Source organism: Rhizobium sp. 05N430 (assembly GCF_056396985.1).
This window is the reverse complement of the sequence record NZ_JBFTMO010000013.1, coordinates 1-17692: the sequence shown is the minus strand read 5'-3', so window position 1 is coordinate 17692 and position 17692 is coordinate 1. Positions and strand designations below refer to the sequence as shown.

Here is a 17692-nt window from a genome sequence, read left to right as displayed (position 1 = left end):
CAGCGACCCGATGGCCTCAAAAGGCCTTCGGCGCCGCCACGAACAGGTTCGGCTTGCCGCCGGTGATGGTGAAGAGGCTGAGCTTGCGTTCGACGCCGCCTGAGACATTCAGGCGGAAGAGCCCGGTGATGCCGCGGAAGCCCGTCTTGCTGGTCAGGTTTTCGGCCGTCAGGGCCTTCGGATCCTTGGTGCGGATGATGCCCGAGGCGATTGCCACCGCATCATAGCCATAGGCCGCATTGGCGGTCAGTGGACGCCGGTAATGGCGCTGGTAGCGCTCCGATATCATTGAGGCACCTTCCGGATCAACCATCGCGATCAGCGCACCTGATACGGCCGGGCTGGTATAGGCCTGCTGCGGCCAGCCGCTGGTGCCGACAAGCGTGATATTGGTGAAGCCCGCGGCCTTGATCGCACCGGCAACCGTGGTGACGATAGTGGATTTGCCAAGCACGACGATCGTGTCGGCGCCCTGCATCTGCGCCTTGCTCTTGGTCACCGCATCGGCGGCCGAAGCATCGGAAAGGGCATAGCGGGCCGAACCGAGATAGGTACCGCCTGAAGCGCGCACCCCATCGGCAATGCGGGCTTCGCCGATCGCCGTCAGCTCCGTCGTGGCGAAAACGAAGACCTTCTTATGGCCGCCGGAGACGGATGTGCGGGCGCCTTCGACGGCACTGTCCACCTCGTCGGAGGTGAAGTTGTAGACATTGCCCGACGTTGCCGGGACCGGCGCACCGAGATTGATCAACGGCAGGCGTTCGGCCGAAGGAATAGCTGCGACGGCAGCGGTGGTCGCCTGCGGCGCGAAGCTGACGAGGAGGGCGGAATTGCGCGCCTTGGCAGCCGAAACGGCAGCGGCAACCGATGCCGGGCCGCCGGAGACGTCGACAACCTTGACGAAGACCTGCCCGTTGCCAACTTCGCCGACGCCGAGCGCTGCGCCATCGCGGACATCGCGCGCCTCGCCCTCATAAAGGCCGGTGGAGCCCTTCGGCAGCAGCAGAGTGATCTCCGTGCCGGTTTCGCCGAAGCTTTCCTCGACAGCGCTGGATGGCGCCTTGATATCGGTGTTCTTGACGCTGTTCGACAGACTGTCGCCATCCGCCTGGCAACCGGCCAGCAGGCCGCCGGCGATCAGCACAAGGGCGGGAACGACGCGACTGATGGCAGCAGGCGTCTTCAAGACCCCGTTGCGTAAACCATGCAGGCGCGCGATCTTCGAATTCAAATGCGGCGTCACTGTTTCCCCCGAGGATGCGATGTCGCGGCCGTTAGCGGCCTTTTTAGAATGCGCTCATTTCTGCACCGTGCGGGCGCGAAAATCAAACCATTCCCCCAAACTTGGTTGACGTGAACGCTAAAGTTTTACGCGTCTTTGACCGGAATATTTATACTTGCATTTTCCAAGCTTACACACGGCATATTTATAGCTCATCGGTACATTCCTCTCAAACAGAGAGAGAAAATCCGATGAAGCGCAGCACAAAATCAAAAATACTTGCAGCTTTTACTTTCGCATCCTTCGCATCGTTTCTTGGCACTGCACCGTCGAACGCCTCCGAAATCCCCACGGCGCAGATTTCACTGACGTCTTACGCGAGCGTGATCTCTGCCAATACTGCCCTTTCTCTTGCGGAGACCGCAAGTATATCCGGCCTTTATAGTCTGGCGAAGACGGCGTTTGCAGGCGTTGCGGGCACCGTTCAGCGCATTGATCTTGCCGCCATTGCACGGCCGCAACAGGTTGCCTCGCCGGAGATCACGGCGTCGATCAGGCCCGACAAGCCGGCAAAGCTTACCACCTCCAACGAAGCGGTGTTCGGCTCGGTCACCATTCCCTTCAAGCGGCTGGCGGCGCTTAAGCGCTTTGCGCCGTCGCTTGCCGAAATGCAAAGCGGCGCGGCCATCACCTGCGGCGCCAAGGGCTGCACCAATGCGGCGCAAGTCATCAAGACGGCGCTCGGCCAGACCGCGCAGTCGTCGATCCGCGACAAGCTGAACAGCGTCAACGCCGCCGTCAATCACGCCATCCGCTACCGCAAGGACATCGAGACCTATCAGGTGGCCGATTACTGGGCGACACCATCCGAGACGCTGTCACGACAGCAGGGCGACTGCGAAGATTTCGCGATCCTGAAAATGGCGGCGCTGAAGGCTGAAGGCGTCGACATGAAGGACATGTCGATCGTCGTTCTCTTCGACCAGAAGCGCCATTTCTACCACGCCGTTCTGTCGGTCGCGGTCAACGGCAACTTCTTCATCCTCGACAACATGCGCGACCAGGTTCTGACCGACAACCGCCTGCCCGACTACCAGCCGCTCTACTCGATCAACGCAGGCAAAGGCTATCTCCACGGCATCAAGGCCGGCAACAAACAGGTGGCATCCGCAATGCCGCTCGAAAAGGTCGCTCCAGGCGAAGGTGTCCCCTACTGAACCTGGCGATTTTCGAGTGGAGTATAAAAGCCGGCCGCGTAGGCCGGCTTTTTGTTTTGCTTCTGTAGCATTGGCGCCCGCTAAGCTCGTCGCACACAAGACGTTTCCCGATTGCACGCCGCCCCCACCCCCGTCATGATGCGCCGACACTCAATACATGCAGGCCGACATGCGCATCTTTCTTGTTCGACACGGCGAATCCCTCGGCAATATCAGCGAGAGTGCCTACCGGCAGTTCGGCGATCACAATGTTCCGCTGACGGAATGGGGATACCGGCAGGCGCTGGCGGCTGGGCGTGGGATTGCGGCCTATCTGGCAGCGCTGCCGGATGCCGCCCCACGGGCCAGCATCTGGTATTCGCCCTATCTGCGCACGCGCCAGACGATGGATGCGATCATCGAGGCGTTGCCAGCGGGCACGGTCGGCGAGGTGCATGAGGATTATCTGCTGCGCGAGCAGGATTTCGGGCTGTTTACCGAGATCTACGACCGTGCCGAGCAGCGACGGAAGTTTCCTGAGGAGTTCGAGAAATGGGCGCGGCTGCGCAACAATAGCGGCAAGTTCTATGCGCGGCCTCCCGATGGAGAAAGCCGCGCCGATGTGGCGCAGCGGCTGCGGCTTTTCCTTTTGACGGTGATGCACGATATCGGCGGCGGCAACGATACGGCCATCATCGTCGGCCATGGCGTCACCAACCGCGCCTTCGAGATGAACTTCCTGCATCACAGCGTCGAGTGGTTCGAACGTTCCGACAATCCGGGAAATGCCGACGTGACGCTGATCGAGGGCACGCATGCGGAGGGTTACAGCGCGACACTGCTGCACAAGGCCGACGACCGCAATCCGGCCGAAGCAACGGATATGCGCGGCGCCTACGGCTCAGCGCTGACGATCGCGCCGAAGACCGGCGGCTGAAATTTCTCAGTAGCGGGAGATATAGCCGACCAGCATCGGCTTTTCGTGGGTCGGCGCCAGCGCCAGATTGATCTGGCCCTTCATCGTCTGCGAACCCGCAGCGATGGTAAAGCCGGTATTCAGGGTCTTGCCCTTGTTCATGGCAAGCGTCGCCATGGCTTCCTCGATCTGCGTATCGATCGAAAAGCGCAGGCTTTTCGTCAATTGCGCCGCATCGCCCATTGGCAGGCGGTGGCGCAGCATCGACAGGAAGGCGTCGTTGAACAGCTGGATCTTCTTCTCCAGCGTGAGAAGGATGGTCGGCGACGGCGAAGCCTGGATTAACGCATTCAGATTGGCCATCGAGGACACATCCTCGACCGTATCAAGCCGCTTCAGCGCCCATTTGAAGCTGAGGACGCGCAGCAGAGAGGCGAGATTGCCGGTCTCCGGCATCTGGGCGGCCGTATGATGCACCAGATCAGCCGTCGTCATCTTGCCGGCCGACGACATGCGGCCGAGACCATCCCAATAGATGCGTTCCAGACGGATCCCGCGGCGCTCCCCGCCCCGGCCGGCAACGGCACGGAACTTTGGCTCGATCTCGTCGGCGCCGATGACAGGCAGCGCATCGTCGAGCGGCTCAGCGCTCGTCAGATCGGTTGCGGCAGCCTTGCTGATCAGCATTCTCAGCGCTCCGTCAGCGCTTCCGAGCGCGCCTTGTTGATCGGCTTCAGAAGGTAGCTCAGAACAGTCTTGTTGCCGGTCATGATTTCGACCGAGGCGACCATACCCGGCATGATCGGATAGGCCTTGCCGTTGCGCTCCAGCTCCGACTTGTCAGTCTTGACCTGTACCAGGTAGTAGGTGTCGCCCTTTTCCTTCTCGACCAGGCTGTCTGCCGAGATGTTCTCGACGACGCCTTCGAGGCCGCCGAAGATCGAGAAGTCGTAGGCGGTGACCTTGACGACGGCAGGCTGGCCGCGGCGCACGAATGCGACGTCCCGTGGCGAGATCTTGGCTTCGATCAGCAGCGTATCGGCAGTCGGAACGACGCCGGCAATGACGCGGCCCGGATCGACATAGGCGCCGATCGTATTGACCTCGAGCGTATTGACGATGCCGTCGACGGGCGAGCGGATATCGGTGCGCTTGACCCGATCGGACGCGCCGCGGATGGTTTCATCGACGACCGAGAGTTCGGCGAGTGTCGTCGCCTTCTCAGTCAGCGCCTGCTGACGCAGTTCCAGCGCCAGATCGCCGACCTGCAGCTTGGCTTCCTGAACGGCGGCTTCGAGGCGATCGATGCTTTCCTGATAAACCTTGAGCTGGCCCTGCTGATCCGTCAGGTCGCGTTCGACCTTCAGCATCTCGGTCTGAGCGACGAGCTTCTTGTCGCTCAGCGGCTTAATCAGGTTGTACTGGCGCTGGGCGCCGTCGATATTGTCGGTCAGACGGGCGATATTGGCATGCGCCTCGTTCAGCTCGTTCTCGCGCTGCTTGACCCGCTCCTGGAGAACGCCGAGCTTGTTTTCGTAGCTGGCGCGATCGGCGGCGAACAGGCTTTCCTCGTTATCGCAGACCGGCTTGGCGACGGTCAGAATCTCGTCCGGGCAGATGAACTTGGTGTCGTAGAGACCGGCTTCCTCAAGCTTCAGGCGGGCAACCTTGGCGCCAAGCGCGCGAGCCTTCGCAACGGATTCGCCGAGCGTCGAAGTGGTCGTCGTATTGTCGAGCTGCACCAGAAGGTCGCCCTTGCGAACGATCTGGCCGAGGGTGACGGCGATCTGCTGGACGACGCCGGGTTCCGACGACTGGATGATCTGCGTCTTCGAGACCGGAATGACCTTGCCCTCGCCGCGGGCGATCTCATCGATGCTGGCAAAGGCCGCCCAGGCCAGGAAGCTGGCGATCAAAAGAGCGCAGAGGGCCAGGATGGCGCGGGCGAAGAGCGGCGGATTGTCGATGTGCGTGCGGCTCATGTTCATGCTCCCGGCCGGCGCTGCTGCATGGCCTGGATGACGGCCTGCTTCGGGCCATCGGCGATGATCTTGCCCTTGTCGATGACGATCAGGCGGTCGACCAGCTCCAGCATGCTATGGCGATGCGTGGCGATCAGCAGCGTGGTTTCGGCACCGAAGGCGCTCGACAGCCGCGAAATCAGGTGGCGTTCAGTTGCCAGATCCATGGCGCCCGACGGCTCGTCGAGGAAGACGATCTTCGGCTTGGTGAGCAGCAGGCGGGCAATCGTCAGCGCCTGCTTCTGGCCGCTGGACAGATTGGTACCGCGCTCTCCGACCGGCATGTCGAAACCGCGCGGATGATTGCCGACGAATTCATCGACGCCGGTAATGCGGGCGACTTCGAGCAGCTCTTCATCCGTCGCGTCGGCCCGGCCGATCAACAGGTTTTCCTTGACCGTGCCGGAGAACAGATCCGACGACTGGCCGGCAACGGCAACCGCCGAGCGGACTTCGGCCATGTGATACTGGCGGACATCGACGCCATCGATCAGCACGCGGCCGGAAGCCGGGGCAAACAGACCGTCGAGCAGGCGCCCGAGCGTCGTCTTGCCGGAGCCGATGCGGCCGATGATGCCGATCTTTTCGCCCGGGCGGACATTGAAGGACAGGCCGTTGATAACAGGGTGATCCGAGCCCGGATACTGGAATGCGACATTCTGGAAGCTGAAGCTGCCCTGAGTGATCTGGCGATTGACGAAACCAACGGTCGAGGGCCGGTCGTCCGGCTGTTCCATGATCTTGTCGAGGATGCGCAGCGACATCGTCGCCTGGCGGAAGCGCGCCAGCGTCATGGCGATCTGGCCGAGCGGCGCACCGGCGCGGCTCGCCAGCATCACGGTGGCGACAATGGCGCCCATGGCGATGCGGCCCTCGGAGAATTCATAGGTGCCGGCAATGACGATCAGGACGCTGACCATCTGCTGGATCAGCATCGTCAGGTTGATGGCATTGGTCGAGACGTGCTTGATCTCTTCGCTGGTGCGGCTCGAATATTTCGTCAGCTCCTGCCAGCGGCGCAGCATGGTGGCTTCGGCACGCAGGCTCTTCAGCGTCTCGATGGTCGAGATGGTTTCGACCAGCAGCGACTGGCGGCGCGATGCCTCGTTGGCGGCGGTTGCCATGCGCTTGCCGATCGCCGCCTGCGCCCAGAGGCCGATGACAACGGAGGCGACGAAGGCGACAGCCGGAATGACGACGAGCCAGCCGGAGATGAGGTAGATAACGAACAGGAAGATGAACACGAACAGGCTGTCGATCAGGACGCCGATGGTGTTCGAGGTGAAGAATTCGCGAACGAACTCATATTGCGTGACACGGTTGGCATATTCGCCCGTCGACATCGGCCGCGAGGCGAGCGTCGAGTTCAGCACCTTGTCGAAGATCATCTGCGACAGACGCAGGTCGGCCTTGCGGCCGGCATAATCGATCAGTGATGAACGGGCGGTCTTCAACAGGAAATCGAAGAGATAGGCGAGCGAAATGCCAGCCGAAAGAACCCAGAGCGTCGGTATCGCCTTGTTCGGCAGGACCCGGTCATAAACGTTCATCGTGAACAGCGGCGAGCCGAGCGCGATGAGATTGATGAACAGCGCTGCGACCATGACGCGGACATAGGTGCGCCAGTACGGCGCCAGCGTGCTCGACAGCCAATGGCGTTTCTCGATCTCGACAGCATTGCCGACCAGCGCCTCTTCCGAGGCGTTCTGATAATAGAGCGTGAAGGCAAAGGCCGCTTGCGGCTGGAGGCTTGCAAGCTCCTGGCGCGTCAGACGGATCGGCTGACCGGCGATCGGCACGACGTCGGTGATATAGGAGCCGTCTTCGGCGACTTCGAGCAACGGCAGCACGCCGCCATCGGCAAAGGCGACGATCGCCGGACAATCGAAATTGCCCGAGCGGCAATCGCGCTCTTCATGCCTGATGACCTGCAGCCCGATCCGTTCGGCGATCTGCTCGATGTCGTCCAGCTCCAGCGACTCGGTGACTTCATCCGGAAGTCCGGAGAAGAGCACCGTATCGGAACTGGGACGGCCATAGAACGCAGCCACGGATTTAAAAGCGGCTTTGAATGTCTGCAGCGGGGTGCCGCTGGAAGTCTCGAGCGCTACGTTCAGCATTGTTCCATGGCCGTTTCGACTACTGCTGTCGAATTGGCGCCAGAAGATCCAGAGGCATGCCGGCCTTCTGCGTAGACTGCAGCTCGACATAACCCGGATTTGCGACGCCCGCGGGGACAACAAACTCTTCCCGCGCATAAGCCTTGGACTGCTCGACCGGCCGCAGCTTCATCGTCTGAAGCAGATTGCCGGAGGCAGCCAGGATCTTGTACTCGGCAAACAGCGAGGCAACGCGCGCCGTGTCTGCCAGAACTCTGGTGTTGAAATTGGTGTTCTGCGCGTCAAGCACGTCGAGCAGCGAACGCTGGCCGACACCGAACTGCTGACGGTAGGACGAAACGAGCTGGGCGTTGGTCTGTGCCTGCTTGCCGAGGATACCGGCAAGCGTGCCGCGGCTGACGCGCTCGTTCCAGGCGGAACGGACGGACTGCTCGACCTCGCGCTGCACCTGGGCCAGCGCATAACGCTGTTCGCCGGCGCGGCGGATCTGCTCCTGTTCGCGGGCGGTATCGATGCCGCCGCGATAAAGGTTCCAGCGGGCAACGACGCGGACCTGATAGTCGTTGGTGTTGCCGTCGTCGCCGTCGATGTCATCGCCGACGCGGGCGGTGCCTTCAAGATCGACCTTCGGCAGGTAGTTGGCACGGGCGCCACGCACGCTGGCGTCAGCTGCATCGATATCGGCATTGGCCGAGTAGATGCGCGGGCTGTTCTTGGCGGCGATGAAGACGGCGTCATTCAGCGTCTTCGGCAGGAACTTGGCAACCGACGGCGGGGTCGAGGCATTGGTGATCGGCTCGCCGACAGCCTGAAGGAAGCGGATGCGGGTCGCTTCCAGTTCTTCCTTGGCTTCCTGCAGACGGGCTGCAGCAGCCTGCTGACGCTCGACGCCCTGAAGACGGTCGGCATCGGTCAGGGTACCGCCCTTGATGCTCTGCTCGATATTGCCGAGGATCTGGCTGTGGAAGCCGACGTTATCCTGCGCGGCCTTCACGATCTGACCCTGCAGGATGTATTCGAGATAATCCTGAGTGACTTCGAGGGCCAGCGCTTCGGAACGCTCGAGAACGCGGAAGGAAGCGCCATCGACGCGGGCAGCCTGCTGCTCGACCTGCGAACGGCGGGCACCGCCGTCGAACAATGTCTGCGTAACGGTCAAACCAACTTCGCCCGGCGACAAGTAATCGTGGTCGGAGGTCAGCGTGCCTGTGCTGGAATTGGACAGTCTGCGGCGGCCGGCACCGGCCTCCAGATCGACCGACGGCAAGTAAAGACCCCGCGCCTGGCGGAGTTCGAACTCCACGGCTTCGCGATCTTTTGCAGCCTGCAAGATTTGCGGGTTCGTCTTCATCGTCTTCTCGACGGCCTGCTGCAAGGTCATTGCATCGGCATGCATCGAAAACGCGAAGCTGAAAGCAACGGTGGCGGACAGAGCCGCGAAAATTCTTTTGCCTTTAAACAAGACTGATGCCCCTCAACATCTGAGATTCTCCGGGCGAAACCCATATACCGAAGATGTTCTTCAGCAAACAAGTATCACCAACATTTCCACACTCCAACTGCAGTGCAGGACAATCTTCCGAAGACAGTTAATTCACAGAGATCAGCTACTAAAGGAACAATTTTACAGGATTTTTTAATCCCGGATTCTCCCGCAGCTGATTAGCTCATTGTACGTTTTTCAACGGACATTGCGCACCATGAATTTCCGAAAGAGTTACTCCCAAGCAACAGTAAGAGCTCTATGGACGGCCACGACCGGTGCATTGGGATGCCTCGCCGGGTCCGTTGGTGCTTTACTTATCTTAAACCTTCTTCTGCCGGACCAACCATTTTTGGTAGGTTTAATCAGTACATGCTCAATTTCTCTGTTTGTTGCATTTCCGCTGCTTGCCGCAATCGGGATCAAAAATGGTGAAATCCGGAAGCTACACGAACGGATTAATTACACCGCCCGCCACGACGCCACGACGGGGGCTCTGAACGGCACCGCCTTTGCCGCATCCGTCGAGCATTACATCGACCGGCGCAAGCGAATCTCGACCGATACGGGCGGTATCATGATCGCCGCCGTGGTCGATCCGCTGGATGCCATCAGCCGCCGCTACGGGCCGCAATGGGCCGATACGGTGATGCAGTCGCTGGCGGCGATCATCCAGTCCTCGGTGCGCAGCGGCGACCTGGTGGCCAGGCTTGCGACCAACGAGCTCGGCATCTTCCTGCCGGGTGCCGCGCCCGAAAGCGCCCTCGACATCGCCAACCGCATCCGCGAACGGGTGGCGGCGGCCGCCTTCGCCGCCGACGAGAACCCGCTCTCCATCGACCTGAAACTCGGCGGCGCAATCTTCGACGGCCCGGCAGAATTCAACCGTATCCGGCAGATGGCGGGCGAGCTCGCGATGGAGGCCGGCAGCGAGGACGAGCCGATCGCGATCGGGAGATTGCCGGCTGCCTGAAAGCAGAAAAGGCGCTTTCGCGCCTTTTCAATTGTTTGAGGTGAGGACGGCTTAAGCGTTGCCGTTCGTCTTCAGGGCGATCTCGTGATCATGATCATAGAGGAGACGGATCTGCGATCCCTGATCGACATGAACGCTCACAAGGTCGTGCCATCCGGTGTTGCCACCAAGGTTTACGCTGATGACGGTATTACCATTCGAATTGGTCGCCTTGAGCGCAGCGGTCGCTTCGCTCTCGCTAGCATCGTGACCCAGAAGATTATTCAAGAGATCTGATACGTCGAGCTTATCGCCGTTCACACCGTTGCTTCCATTATAGTCAGTGATGACGTCTCTTGCATCGAGCTTGTTCAAGGCTTCAGCGTCGATAAAGAAGGTATCACTGCCCGCCCCGCCAGTCATGGTGTTGAGGCCAGCTCCGCCGTGGAGCTGGTCGTTACCGTCGCCACCATAGAGCTTATCGTCACCAGCACCGCCGTAGAGTATATCGTTGCCGGCATCGCCGTACAGATTATCTGCACCGTCACGGCCGTACAGGGTGTCATTGCCTGCTCCACCGTAAATGTTGTCCGATGCGTTGGAACCGATCAATAGATCGGAACCACTGCCGGACGGCCAGTCACCGTACAGATTGCTGCCGCCTTGTGTATCGGCAATGAAGATCTGCGACCCGCCATCGCCGAAGATGTCCTGACCCTGTGCGTGATTGTCGACGTAGAAACCGCTGCTCGGCGAACCGATATCGACTGCGGACGTCACCTTAACCGCAGCGTTGTGGCCATCGGAGATGTAGTAATCAAAGGTAGTATGGTTGCCGGTCAATGTCACCGTTACCACACCATTGCTCAGCGAAGCATTCTGCGCCGCGTTTGTGACGGTCAGCTTGTCGCCATCGGCATCGGTGTCGTTCCACAGCAATGCTTCAACCGGAATATGGACCACGGCAGCATGACCGGCTGCATGTTCCCCATTGGTTGTGATCGTCTCGGAGAGCCCCTTCGGCGCAACGTTCGGGACCGTCACATCGAGATGGAACGTCTGTGCTACCGGCACCGAACCATCCTGGTTGCCATCCTCGACCTTCACATTGAACTGAGCAGTGTTCCCAGCCGAGTTGTCGTGGACGAAGGTGACGAGACCAGCCTGGAGCTGCTCTGATGTGAAGGACAGCGACGACACGCCACCAACCTTGATCAGGCCGCTCACCTGGTTCGAGACCTGGAACGCCACCGAGGTGTTGTCCGGATCCGTGAAGAACACGTCAGCCGTCGTCAGCGTATAGCTATGGCCCTTCTCGACCGATGCCGCGAGATCACCGGTCAATACCGGAGCGTCATTGATCGGGATGATATGGACGCTTGCCGTATGCGCAACGCTGTCTGCCTGGCCGTCGTTGGCAACGACCTGAACGATGCGGTCCGCAGTGCTCGGGTTGTCGCTGGTGTTCTCGTAGACGACACCCTTCAGGATCGTTTCGTAGACCGACGTCGCTGCAGTGCCCGTGATCGAAAGCGTGCCGTTTACAAATGCGACATTCAGATGCGCGGTGTTGGCCGCATTCTGTGCCGTGGTGTTCAGCGACAGCGTGTCGTTTGCACCGTCAGGCGAAGTCGTGAACTTCACCGTGAGCGACGCAAGCGTCGAGCTGTCGACATCCTTCAGGTTGGCCTGATCGAAGATCCACTGCGGCAACTGCTCGACCGCGGTACGGGCTGCATCATTGCCAGCCGTTGTCGTGTCCAGATCGATGGCCGGAGCGTCGTTGACCGGGTTGACGGTGATCGTGAAATCACCGCTGTCCGTCAGCGCCGTACCACCGAAATTGCCATGATCGTCGAGCGTGTAATGGACGCTGACCGGACCGTTGAAGTCCTGATCCGGCGTGAATGCGATGCCGTTGAGATTGCCGGCGCTGTGGTTATCACCGCGCAAGAGTGTGTTCAGGAGCGCATAAGCATCACGGGAGCCGTTCGAGTCAGCGGTCGTCGTGATCGAGATCGTGTGGCCGTTGTCCGAGGTCACGATGTTGAAGCCGCCGCTCAAACCGTCAGAGGACGCCGCAAACTTGCCACCTGCCTCGACATGGAGCGTCAACGTGACCGTCTGTGTCACGCCATCGCCCTGATCCGGATCGGAAGCAACCCAGTTCTTGGCGCCGGTTTCGGCGAAGTAGAGCGGGGTGTCTTCGTTGATCGTGAAGCCCGTCGTCTGGCCGAGAGCCAGATGCGGCGCGTCGTTGACCGGTGTGACGTTAACGGTCACGGTCTGGACAGCCGGGGCGCTCGCCGCCAGGCCGTCATCGCCCATGTCGTTGTAAGACAGGGTGATCGTGGCCGCGCCGTTGAAGTTGGCGTCCGGATTGAATGTGATGCCAGTGCCGTGATCCGAGTCCGTCAAGGCGTCGATCGGACCGTTCTTGCCCGCAGCGCCTTCGACCACGATCGAGTGGCCGGTGTAGGAGCCATGGCCACCATCGGCAACGGCGACGCCGTCAACCGACAGAACCTTGAGATCAGGATACTGGGTCAGATTGACTGTGACCACACCATGGTTCGACGCGATCGTCAGCTGGCCCGGCGTGCCGCCGTTTACGCTGCTGTCGTCATCGAGGTTCTCGAATGTGATCTTCGTGTCGCCCACACTTTGCGGCGTGAAGGCGAAGGCATGGTCTTCGGTCGTCGTCACCGAGAAGTTGTTGTAGGCAGTCGGCGCATCGTTGGTGCCGGTAACATTGACGGTCATGCCGAGCGGAGCGCTAAGCCCGCCATCGGCATCCTCGACAACGATGGCAATGTGATGCGTCTCGCTGGCTCCAGTATGCTCATCCGTGTGGAAGATGATCTTCTGCAGGATAGCCTTCACCTCGGCTTCGGTCATCATGTGGCCGTCGGCCGCAGTGATAACCAGCGTGTTGGTCGACTTCTCGCTCTGGGTGATGATGATCTCACCGTTGTTGAGCTTGAGGCCGCCCTGATCCGACTGCCGGATGAACAGGCGATCGCCCTCGTCCGCTGTAACGGTGACCGACTTGTAGCCCGCATTGTGGACGTCGGCGTCGGAGACCGCAAAGCCGTTTGCAGACGAGAAGATCTTGTATCCGTCGAGCTTGCCGATGTTCGAACCGTTCGGCTCGACATAGTTCGCCGTCATCAGCGCGGCCGTGACGACCGGAGCGTCATTCGATCCGTGGACGGTAACCGTCACGGTCTGCGTGGCAGTCGCGCCATAGTCGTCCGTGACCGTCGCAGTGAAGGTCTGATCGACACTTTCGCCGGCGCCAAGACCCTGCGTTGCCGCCAATTTGTCGTTCAGCGTGTAGACCCACTTACCGGTGGCAGCATCGATCGACATCGTGCCGTAGGTGTTCGGGCCGCCGATCGACCACGTCAGCGTGTGGTTCAAGTCCACATCGGTTGCAACGAGTTGACCATGCGCCGCCGAGATGTAGCCGTGCTGCTGATCCCAAGTGCCGTCGTTGGTGCTGTCGTTACGGCCTTCGTAGTACGGACGATCGAGAAGGTCCGGGTCGGCCTGGGTTACAAGCGCCTTGTAGTGGTCGAACAGCGCCTGATCGGTTCCGTAGCGCTGGGTCAGCGCGTAGGTCGTCAGATTGCCGAGCAGGTTGTCATGCAGGGACTGCAGGCGATCGGGCAGCGTGTCCGCATCAGCACCGTCCGCCGTGTACTTGGCGACGATATCCGTCAGAGGTGCACCGCCGTCCTTCAGATACTGAACGTAGGCCAGACCAAGCTGAGTAAAGGCCTGGTTGATGTTGACCTGGTTTGCGCCTGCCGACGTATAGCGGTCATCCATCGCGTCCCAGAGAACGGTGATCGCCGCTGCCCGGTTTGCAAGAGCATCGCCGGCGGGAAGATCATGGCCGATCGCATTCAGCGCTGCATTGAAGTTTGCAGCCGTCGGCGCGGTGGTGACCAGGGTGATAGCTGCCGCGGCCGCGCTCGAGAGTGCGATGTGCGAGCTGAGGCCACCGCCATTACCGGCTTCGGAAATACCCGCGATATCGCCTGCTTCCGTCACAGAGGCCGTTGCCGGACCGCTGGTGATCACGGGGGCGTCGTTCGTGCCGGTCAGCTTGACCTGCACGACCTGGGTCGCGGTGCCGCCATGGCTATCGGTGACCTGCACTGTATAGCTGATGATCGATTCCCAGCCCTTCGGCAGAAAGTCGAATGCTTCGGTGCCGGAGTTGAAGTTCCAGTGGATGTCGCCGGAATGTGCGCCGCCGCTGATGACCGCGCCGCTATCGACGCTGAAGAAGCCCTTCAGCTGATCTGCGGTGAAGTGGCTCTCGATGCCCGAGCCCGTTGCCGAGACACCGGAAACCGAGACAGTGACGACATCATTGTTGTCGACGTCGGAGACGCTCAGCGTGCCGTTGGCAGAAAGACCGGCATTGCCTTCCGTCAGGCCCACGAAGTTCGTATCGCCGTTCTCCAGCGAGATAACCGGAGCGTCATTGGAGCCGTGGATCGTCAGCGTGATCTGCTGCGTATCCGTGGCGCCATGCTCGTCCGTAACCGTTGCGGTGAAGGTCTGCTGGACCGTTTCGCCTTCGTTCAGCCCCTGCGTGGCAGCAAGGCCGTCATTGAGGGCATAGACCCACTTGCCGGTCGCCGGATCGATCGAGATCGTACCGTAGGTGCTCGGACCAGCAATCGACCAGGTCAGCTGGGCGCCGTGATCGACGTCCGTCGCGACGAGCTGCCCGCCGGCAACCGGCACCAGACCGTGCGCCTGATCCCAAGCGAGGGCGTTGTTCGCCGTGCCTTCATAGCCACCGTAGATCGGGCGGCTCAGCAAGGCGTCGAGGCCGTTGTCGTGCAGCAGATCGAGGATTGCCTGATAGACGGCCGGAACCGGGTTAGAGTTGGAACCCTGGCCTGCACCGAGCAGCTTGTCGATCAACGACGGGCCGTCGAGGTTGCCGAGCAGATTGTCATGCAGAGACTGCAGGCGATCCGCAACAGTGCCGGCATCACCGCCATCGGCCGCGTACTTGGCGATGACGTCGAGCAGCGGCTTGCCGCCAGCTTCGAGGTACTTGGCATATTCGACGCCGAGGCGTGCCGACATTTCGTTCAGCACATTGTTATAGTAGCCGCCGTTGTCGTCGACATAATCCCAGACCGTGGCAATCGCGTCGGCGACGCTAGCCTTCGGACCGATCTGCTGCTGCACCTGCGCCAGCAGGTCGTGCATATCGACACCGCTGACCAGCTTGCTTGCTAGGAAGCTGTCGATATTGACGGTGGGCTCGAAGCGGCCGTTTGCAGCCTGGTCGGCGCCGATGGCGTCGAGGTTACCCTTTTCGAAGACGTCGGCGGTGACATCCGAGGCAGTAAGGTTGATGACGGGCGAGTCATTGGTGCCGACGAGCGTGACGGTGATATCGCGATACGTGGACGATCCATGGCCGTCATCGACGGTGACGCGGAAGGTTTCGATCTTGGTTTCACCAGCCGCGAGCGGGTTCAGAGCCGCATCGGTGACGTGGTAATTCCAGGTCACGAAGCCATTGCCGTCATTGATGGTTTCTTCGCTGACGGAGGCGGTCAGAGTGCCAAGATAGTTGCCACCCTGGGCCTGGACGCTGACCGTGTGCTTGTCGCCCTGATCGTCGTAGATCCAGAAGCCGCCGCCGTTATAGCCGGCATGGCCAGCCGGTGCGTCAAATTCCGTACGGTCGGCGGTAGAGCCGGCACGCGCGTCGTTCTCCTGATACTCGGTGATCGTGCCGGTATCCGGGAAGCCGACCGAGGTCGAGACAGCATCGTTCGAGCCGGTGATCGTTACCTGATAAACCGCCGACTTGCTGTCGCCGTCGCCGTCGGTGACCTTGAACGGTACCGTCAGCGTTGCGACTTCGCCTTCGCTGAGGCCGTTGAAGCCCCAGCCCGGATTGATCGTGAAGATGCCGGTCGCAGCGTCATAGTGATAGGCGCTGGAAGGCAGGTTGATCGTCGTACCGTTCGGCGTGGCGATCGTCACATGATCCGTATCGAAGCTTACAGTGCCCTTCTCGTCGTTGCCGAAGGAGAAGTCCGTCCCCTGCGCAAGATGGAAGGAAACAACGCCGCTGTCTTCGCCAGTCGTGGCGTGGAAGACCGGAACATCAGCGCCATGGGTCAGGCTGACATTGGCGAGATACGTGCCGGTGTTGTCGTTGCCGTTACCGACTTCCTTGAACGTCAGCGTGTTGGTGCCGCCGGCAGCCGTCAGGTTCAGCGTCTGGCCGACCATCGAGCCGGTCGGCTGGACCGTACCGACGAGCGTGCCATTCCAGTAGACTTCAAGCTTGGACGAACCTGCATCCGGCGAGCCGGCTTCGAAGGTCAGCTTGTAGGTATCGCCGGAGGTCAGGCCGGTGATATTCTGCGAGATCTGGATGTTGCCCGGCGAAGCGCCGAGATCGACCATCGGCGAGCCGCCTGTCGCATGCATGCCGAGATAGTTATCGACAACACGCTCAAGCTGGACGCCCTGCTGGCCAGGAACGGTACCTTCGATCTTCCAGCCGTTGGATTCCGTGGCCCACGCACCCCAGGATTCCGGGTGAGCCCAGGTGCCGCCGGCGAAGTTGCCGTTGGCAAGCAGGTTTGCAGGCTGCAGCGAGCCGGTGATCACAGGCACGTCGTCGGCAACGCTTACCGAGAAAGGCTGGTCGACATAGTCGCCGTCGCCGTCGAAGACGCGGGCGACGAGGTTGAGAACCAGCGGGCTGTCGCCTGCCGGATGGTCGAGGTTCTGGAACAGGGTGGTCGCGAAGCTGCCATCATGGAGCACAGCTACGATGAAGACCGGCGTGTCGGCGCTCTCGCCATGCTTGAAGGCCACGATTTCCTGATCGACGCCATTTGTCGTGCGGACGAGGTAGTCCAGAGCGACGCCATCAGAGGTCAGGCCGGCATTGATAATCGGATGCCCGAGAGAGTCGCGACCGATCTCGACATGCGTTCCCTTGTTGTCAGCGCCGATATTGACATGCAGCGAGCCGAAGTCGCTCGAGACGCGCGGCAGGCCGGTTTCCGAAAGATGGCCGGTGTCCGCAGCCGACATGATCGTCGGCTTGTCGTCGTTGATTTCGACGCGGATGATGCTGGTCGTGGTGTCGCCGTCGCCGTCACGGAAGGCGACCTGGGCGTCGACGCGCAGCTGATCGATCGCGGAGCCGTTGGCAAGCGCGACGTGGTCGACCGGGCCAAGCAGCTTCGCCGTGACCGTCGTGCCGTTCGCGGCAAGCTCGATGACGGTATGGCTGATGTCTCCAACATAGCCGACAATCTTTGTGCCATCTGCAGACAGCTGGAAGGTGATCTTGGCGCCATGCGAGGTCAGCGACGACAGATATGTTGCGCCCGGGCCGCTGAGCGTGAAGTCGACATTGCCGGCATCGCCAGCGCCGATATCGAGATGAACGCGGCCGGTGAAGCTGGTCTTGCCAGCGCCGTCGGCACCGTAGTCGATCGAGAAGCTCTTGGACTGCGTATCCGGCGTGGCGCCGTGGATGCTGCTTTCCTTGACGGTGATGTAGCGGTCGACGTCGAGAGCGACCGGTGCGTCGTCGCGGATATCGACCTGCACGGTACCGGTGTTCCAGGCCGTCTTGTCGCCGTCGCCATCGGTTGCGGCGAAGTCGAAGACCAGACGCAGAGCATCGGATGCACCGGTGCGGGCTGCATCGGGATGATCGATCGAGGCGAACTGGGTGAAGGTATAGGCGCCCGTTGCCTGGTTTGCCGA

9 protein-coding genes are annotated in these 17692 nt (G+C 60.9%); 3 read left to right on the top strand and 6 right to left on the bottom strand.

What is annotated here, in order from left to right; all coding sequences use genetic code 11:
- Positions 1-16: 16 nt before the first annotated feature.
- Entirely contained in the window at positions 17-1243 is a 1227-nt protein-coding gene (locus AC1DJO_RS22485) for a type 1 periplasmic-binding domain-containing protein (protein WP_477972875.1), read from the bottom strand.
- A 230-nt stretch (positions 1244-1473) separates the two neighbouring features.
- Here AC1DJO_RS22485 and AC1DJO_RS22480 point away from each other — a divergent pair, with 230 nt between their 5' ends.
- Complete coding sequence (locus tag AC1DJO_RS22480; protein WP_477972873.1) at positions 1474-2439, top strand: transglutaminase-like cysteine peptidase; 966 nt, start codon at positions 1474-1476, stop codon at positions 2437-2439.
- 169 nt (positions 2440-2608) lie between these two features.
- Positions 2609-3355, top strand: coding sequence for a phosphoglycerate mutase family protein (locus AC1DJO_RS22475; protein WP_477972872.1), 747 nt, complete (start codon positions 2609-2611; stop codon positions 3353-3355).
- Between the two features lie 6 nt (positions 3356-3361).
- Here AC1DJO_RS22475 and AC1DJO_RS22470 read toward each other — a convergent pair whose 3' ends face one another.
- Genes AC1DJO_RS22470 through AC1DJO_RS22455 form a run of 4 tightly spaced genes read right to left on the bottom strand, consistent with a single transcriptional unit; the run spans position 3362 to position 8856 of the window.
- Complete coding sequence (locus tag AC1DJO_RS22470; RefSeq protein WP_112386347.1) at positions 3362-4021, bottom strand: ribbon-helix-helix domain-containing protein; 660 nt, start codon at positions 4019-4021, stop codon at positions 3362-3364.
- A 2-nt stretch (positions 4022-4023) separates the two neighbouring features.
- Positions 4024-5316 carry an HlyD family type I secretion periplasmic adaptor subunit gene (locus AC1DJO_RS22465; protein WP_442207969.1) on the bottom strand — a complete coding sequence of 431 codons (1293 nt, stop codon included), beginning with the start codon at positions 5314-5316 and terminating at the stop codon, positions 4024-4026.
- Positions 5317-5318: 2 nt separating this feature from the next.
- Complete coding sequence (locus tag AC1DJO_RS22460; protein ID WP_112386349.1) at positions 5319-7475, bottom strand: type I secretion system permease/ATPase; 2157 nt, start codon at positions 7473-7475, stop codon at positions 5319-5321.
- 19 nt (positions 7476-7494) lie between these two features.
- Positions 7495-8856 carry a TolC family outer membrane protein gene (locus tag AC1DJO_RS22455; protein ID WP_112386508.1) on the bottom strand — a complete coding sequence of 454 codons (1362 nt, stop codon included), beginning with the start codon at positions 8854-8856 and terminating at the stop codon, positions 7495-7497.
- A 319-nt stretch (positions 8857-9175) separates the two neighbouring features.
- Here AC1DJO_RS22455 and AC1DJO_RS22450 point away from each other — a divergent pair, with 319 nt between their 5' ends.
- Positions 9176-9931, top strand: coding sequence for a GGDEF domain-containing protein (locus tag AC1DJO_RS22450; RefSeq protein ID WP_477972869.1), 756 nt, complete (start codon positions 9176-9178; stop codon positions 9929-9931).
- Between the two features lie 51 nt (positions 9932-9982).
- Here the strand turns inward: AC1DJO_RS22450 and AC1DJO_RS22445 are convergent.
- On the bottom strand, positions 9983-17692 hold a 7710-nt coding region (locus tag AC1DJO_RS22445), incomplete at its 5' end, for a VCBS domain-containing protein (protein ID WP_477972867.1).

What these genes read in the sequence shown, in the direction of transcription:
- AC1DJO_RS22480 (WP_477972873.1), top strand. Translation starts at nt 1,474, where the DNA reads ATGAAGCGCAGCACAAAATCAAAAATACTTGCAGCTTTTACTTTCGCA.
- AC1DJO_RS22465 (WP_442207969.1), bottom strand. Translation starts at nt 5,316, where the DNA reads ATGAGCCGCACGCACATCGACAATCCGCCGCTCTTCGCCCGCGCCATC.
- AC1DJO_RS22460 (WP_112386349.1), bottom strand. Translation starts at nt 7,475, where the DNA reads ATGCTGAACGTAGCGCTCGAGACTTCCAGCGGCACCCCGCTGCAGACA.
- AC1DJO_RS22475 (WP_477972872.1), top strand. Translation starts at nt 2,609, where the DNA reads ATGCGCATCTTTCTTGTTCGACACGGCGAATCCCTCGGCAATATCAGC.
- AC1DJO_RS22455 (WP_112386508.1), bottom strand. Translation starts at nt 8,856, where the DNA reads ATGACCTTGCAGCAGGCCGTCGAGAAGACGATGAAGACGAACCCGCAA.
- AC1DJO_RS22470 (WP_112386347.1), bottom strand. Translation starts at nt 4,021, where the DNA reads ATGCTGATCAGCAAGGCTGCCGCAACCGATCTGACGAGCGCTGAGCCG.
- AC1DJO_RS22450 (WP_477972869.1), top strand. Translation starts at nt 9,176, where the DNA reads ATGAATTTCCGAAAGAGTTACTCCCAAGCAACAGTAAGAGCTCTATGG.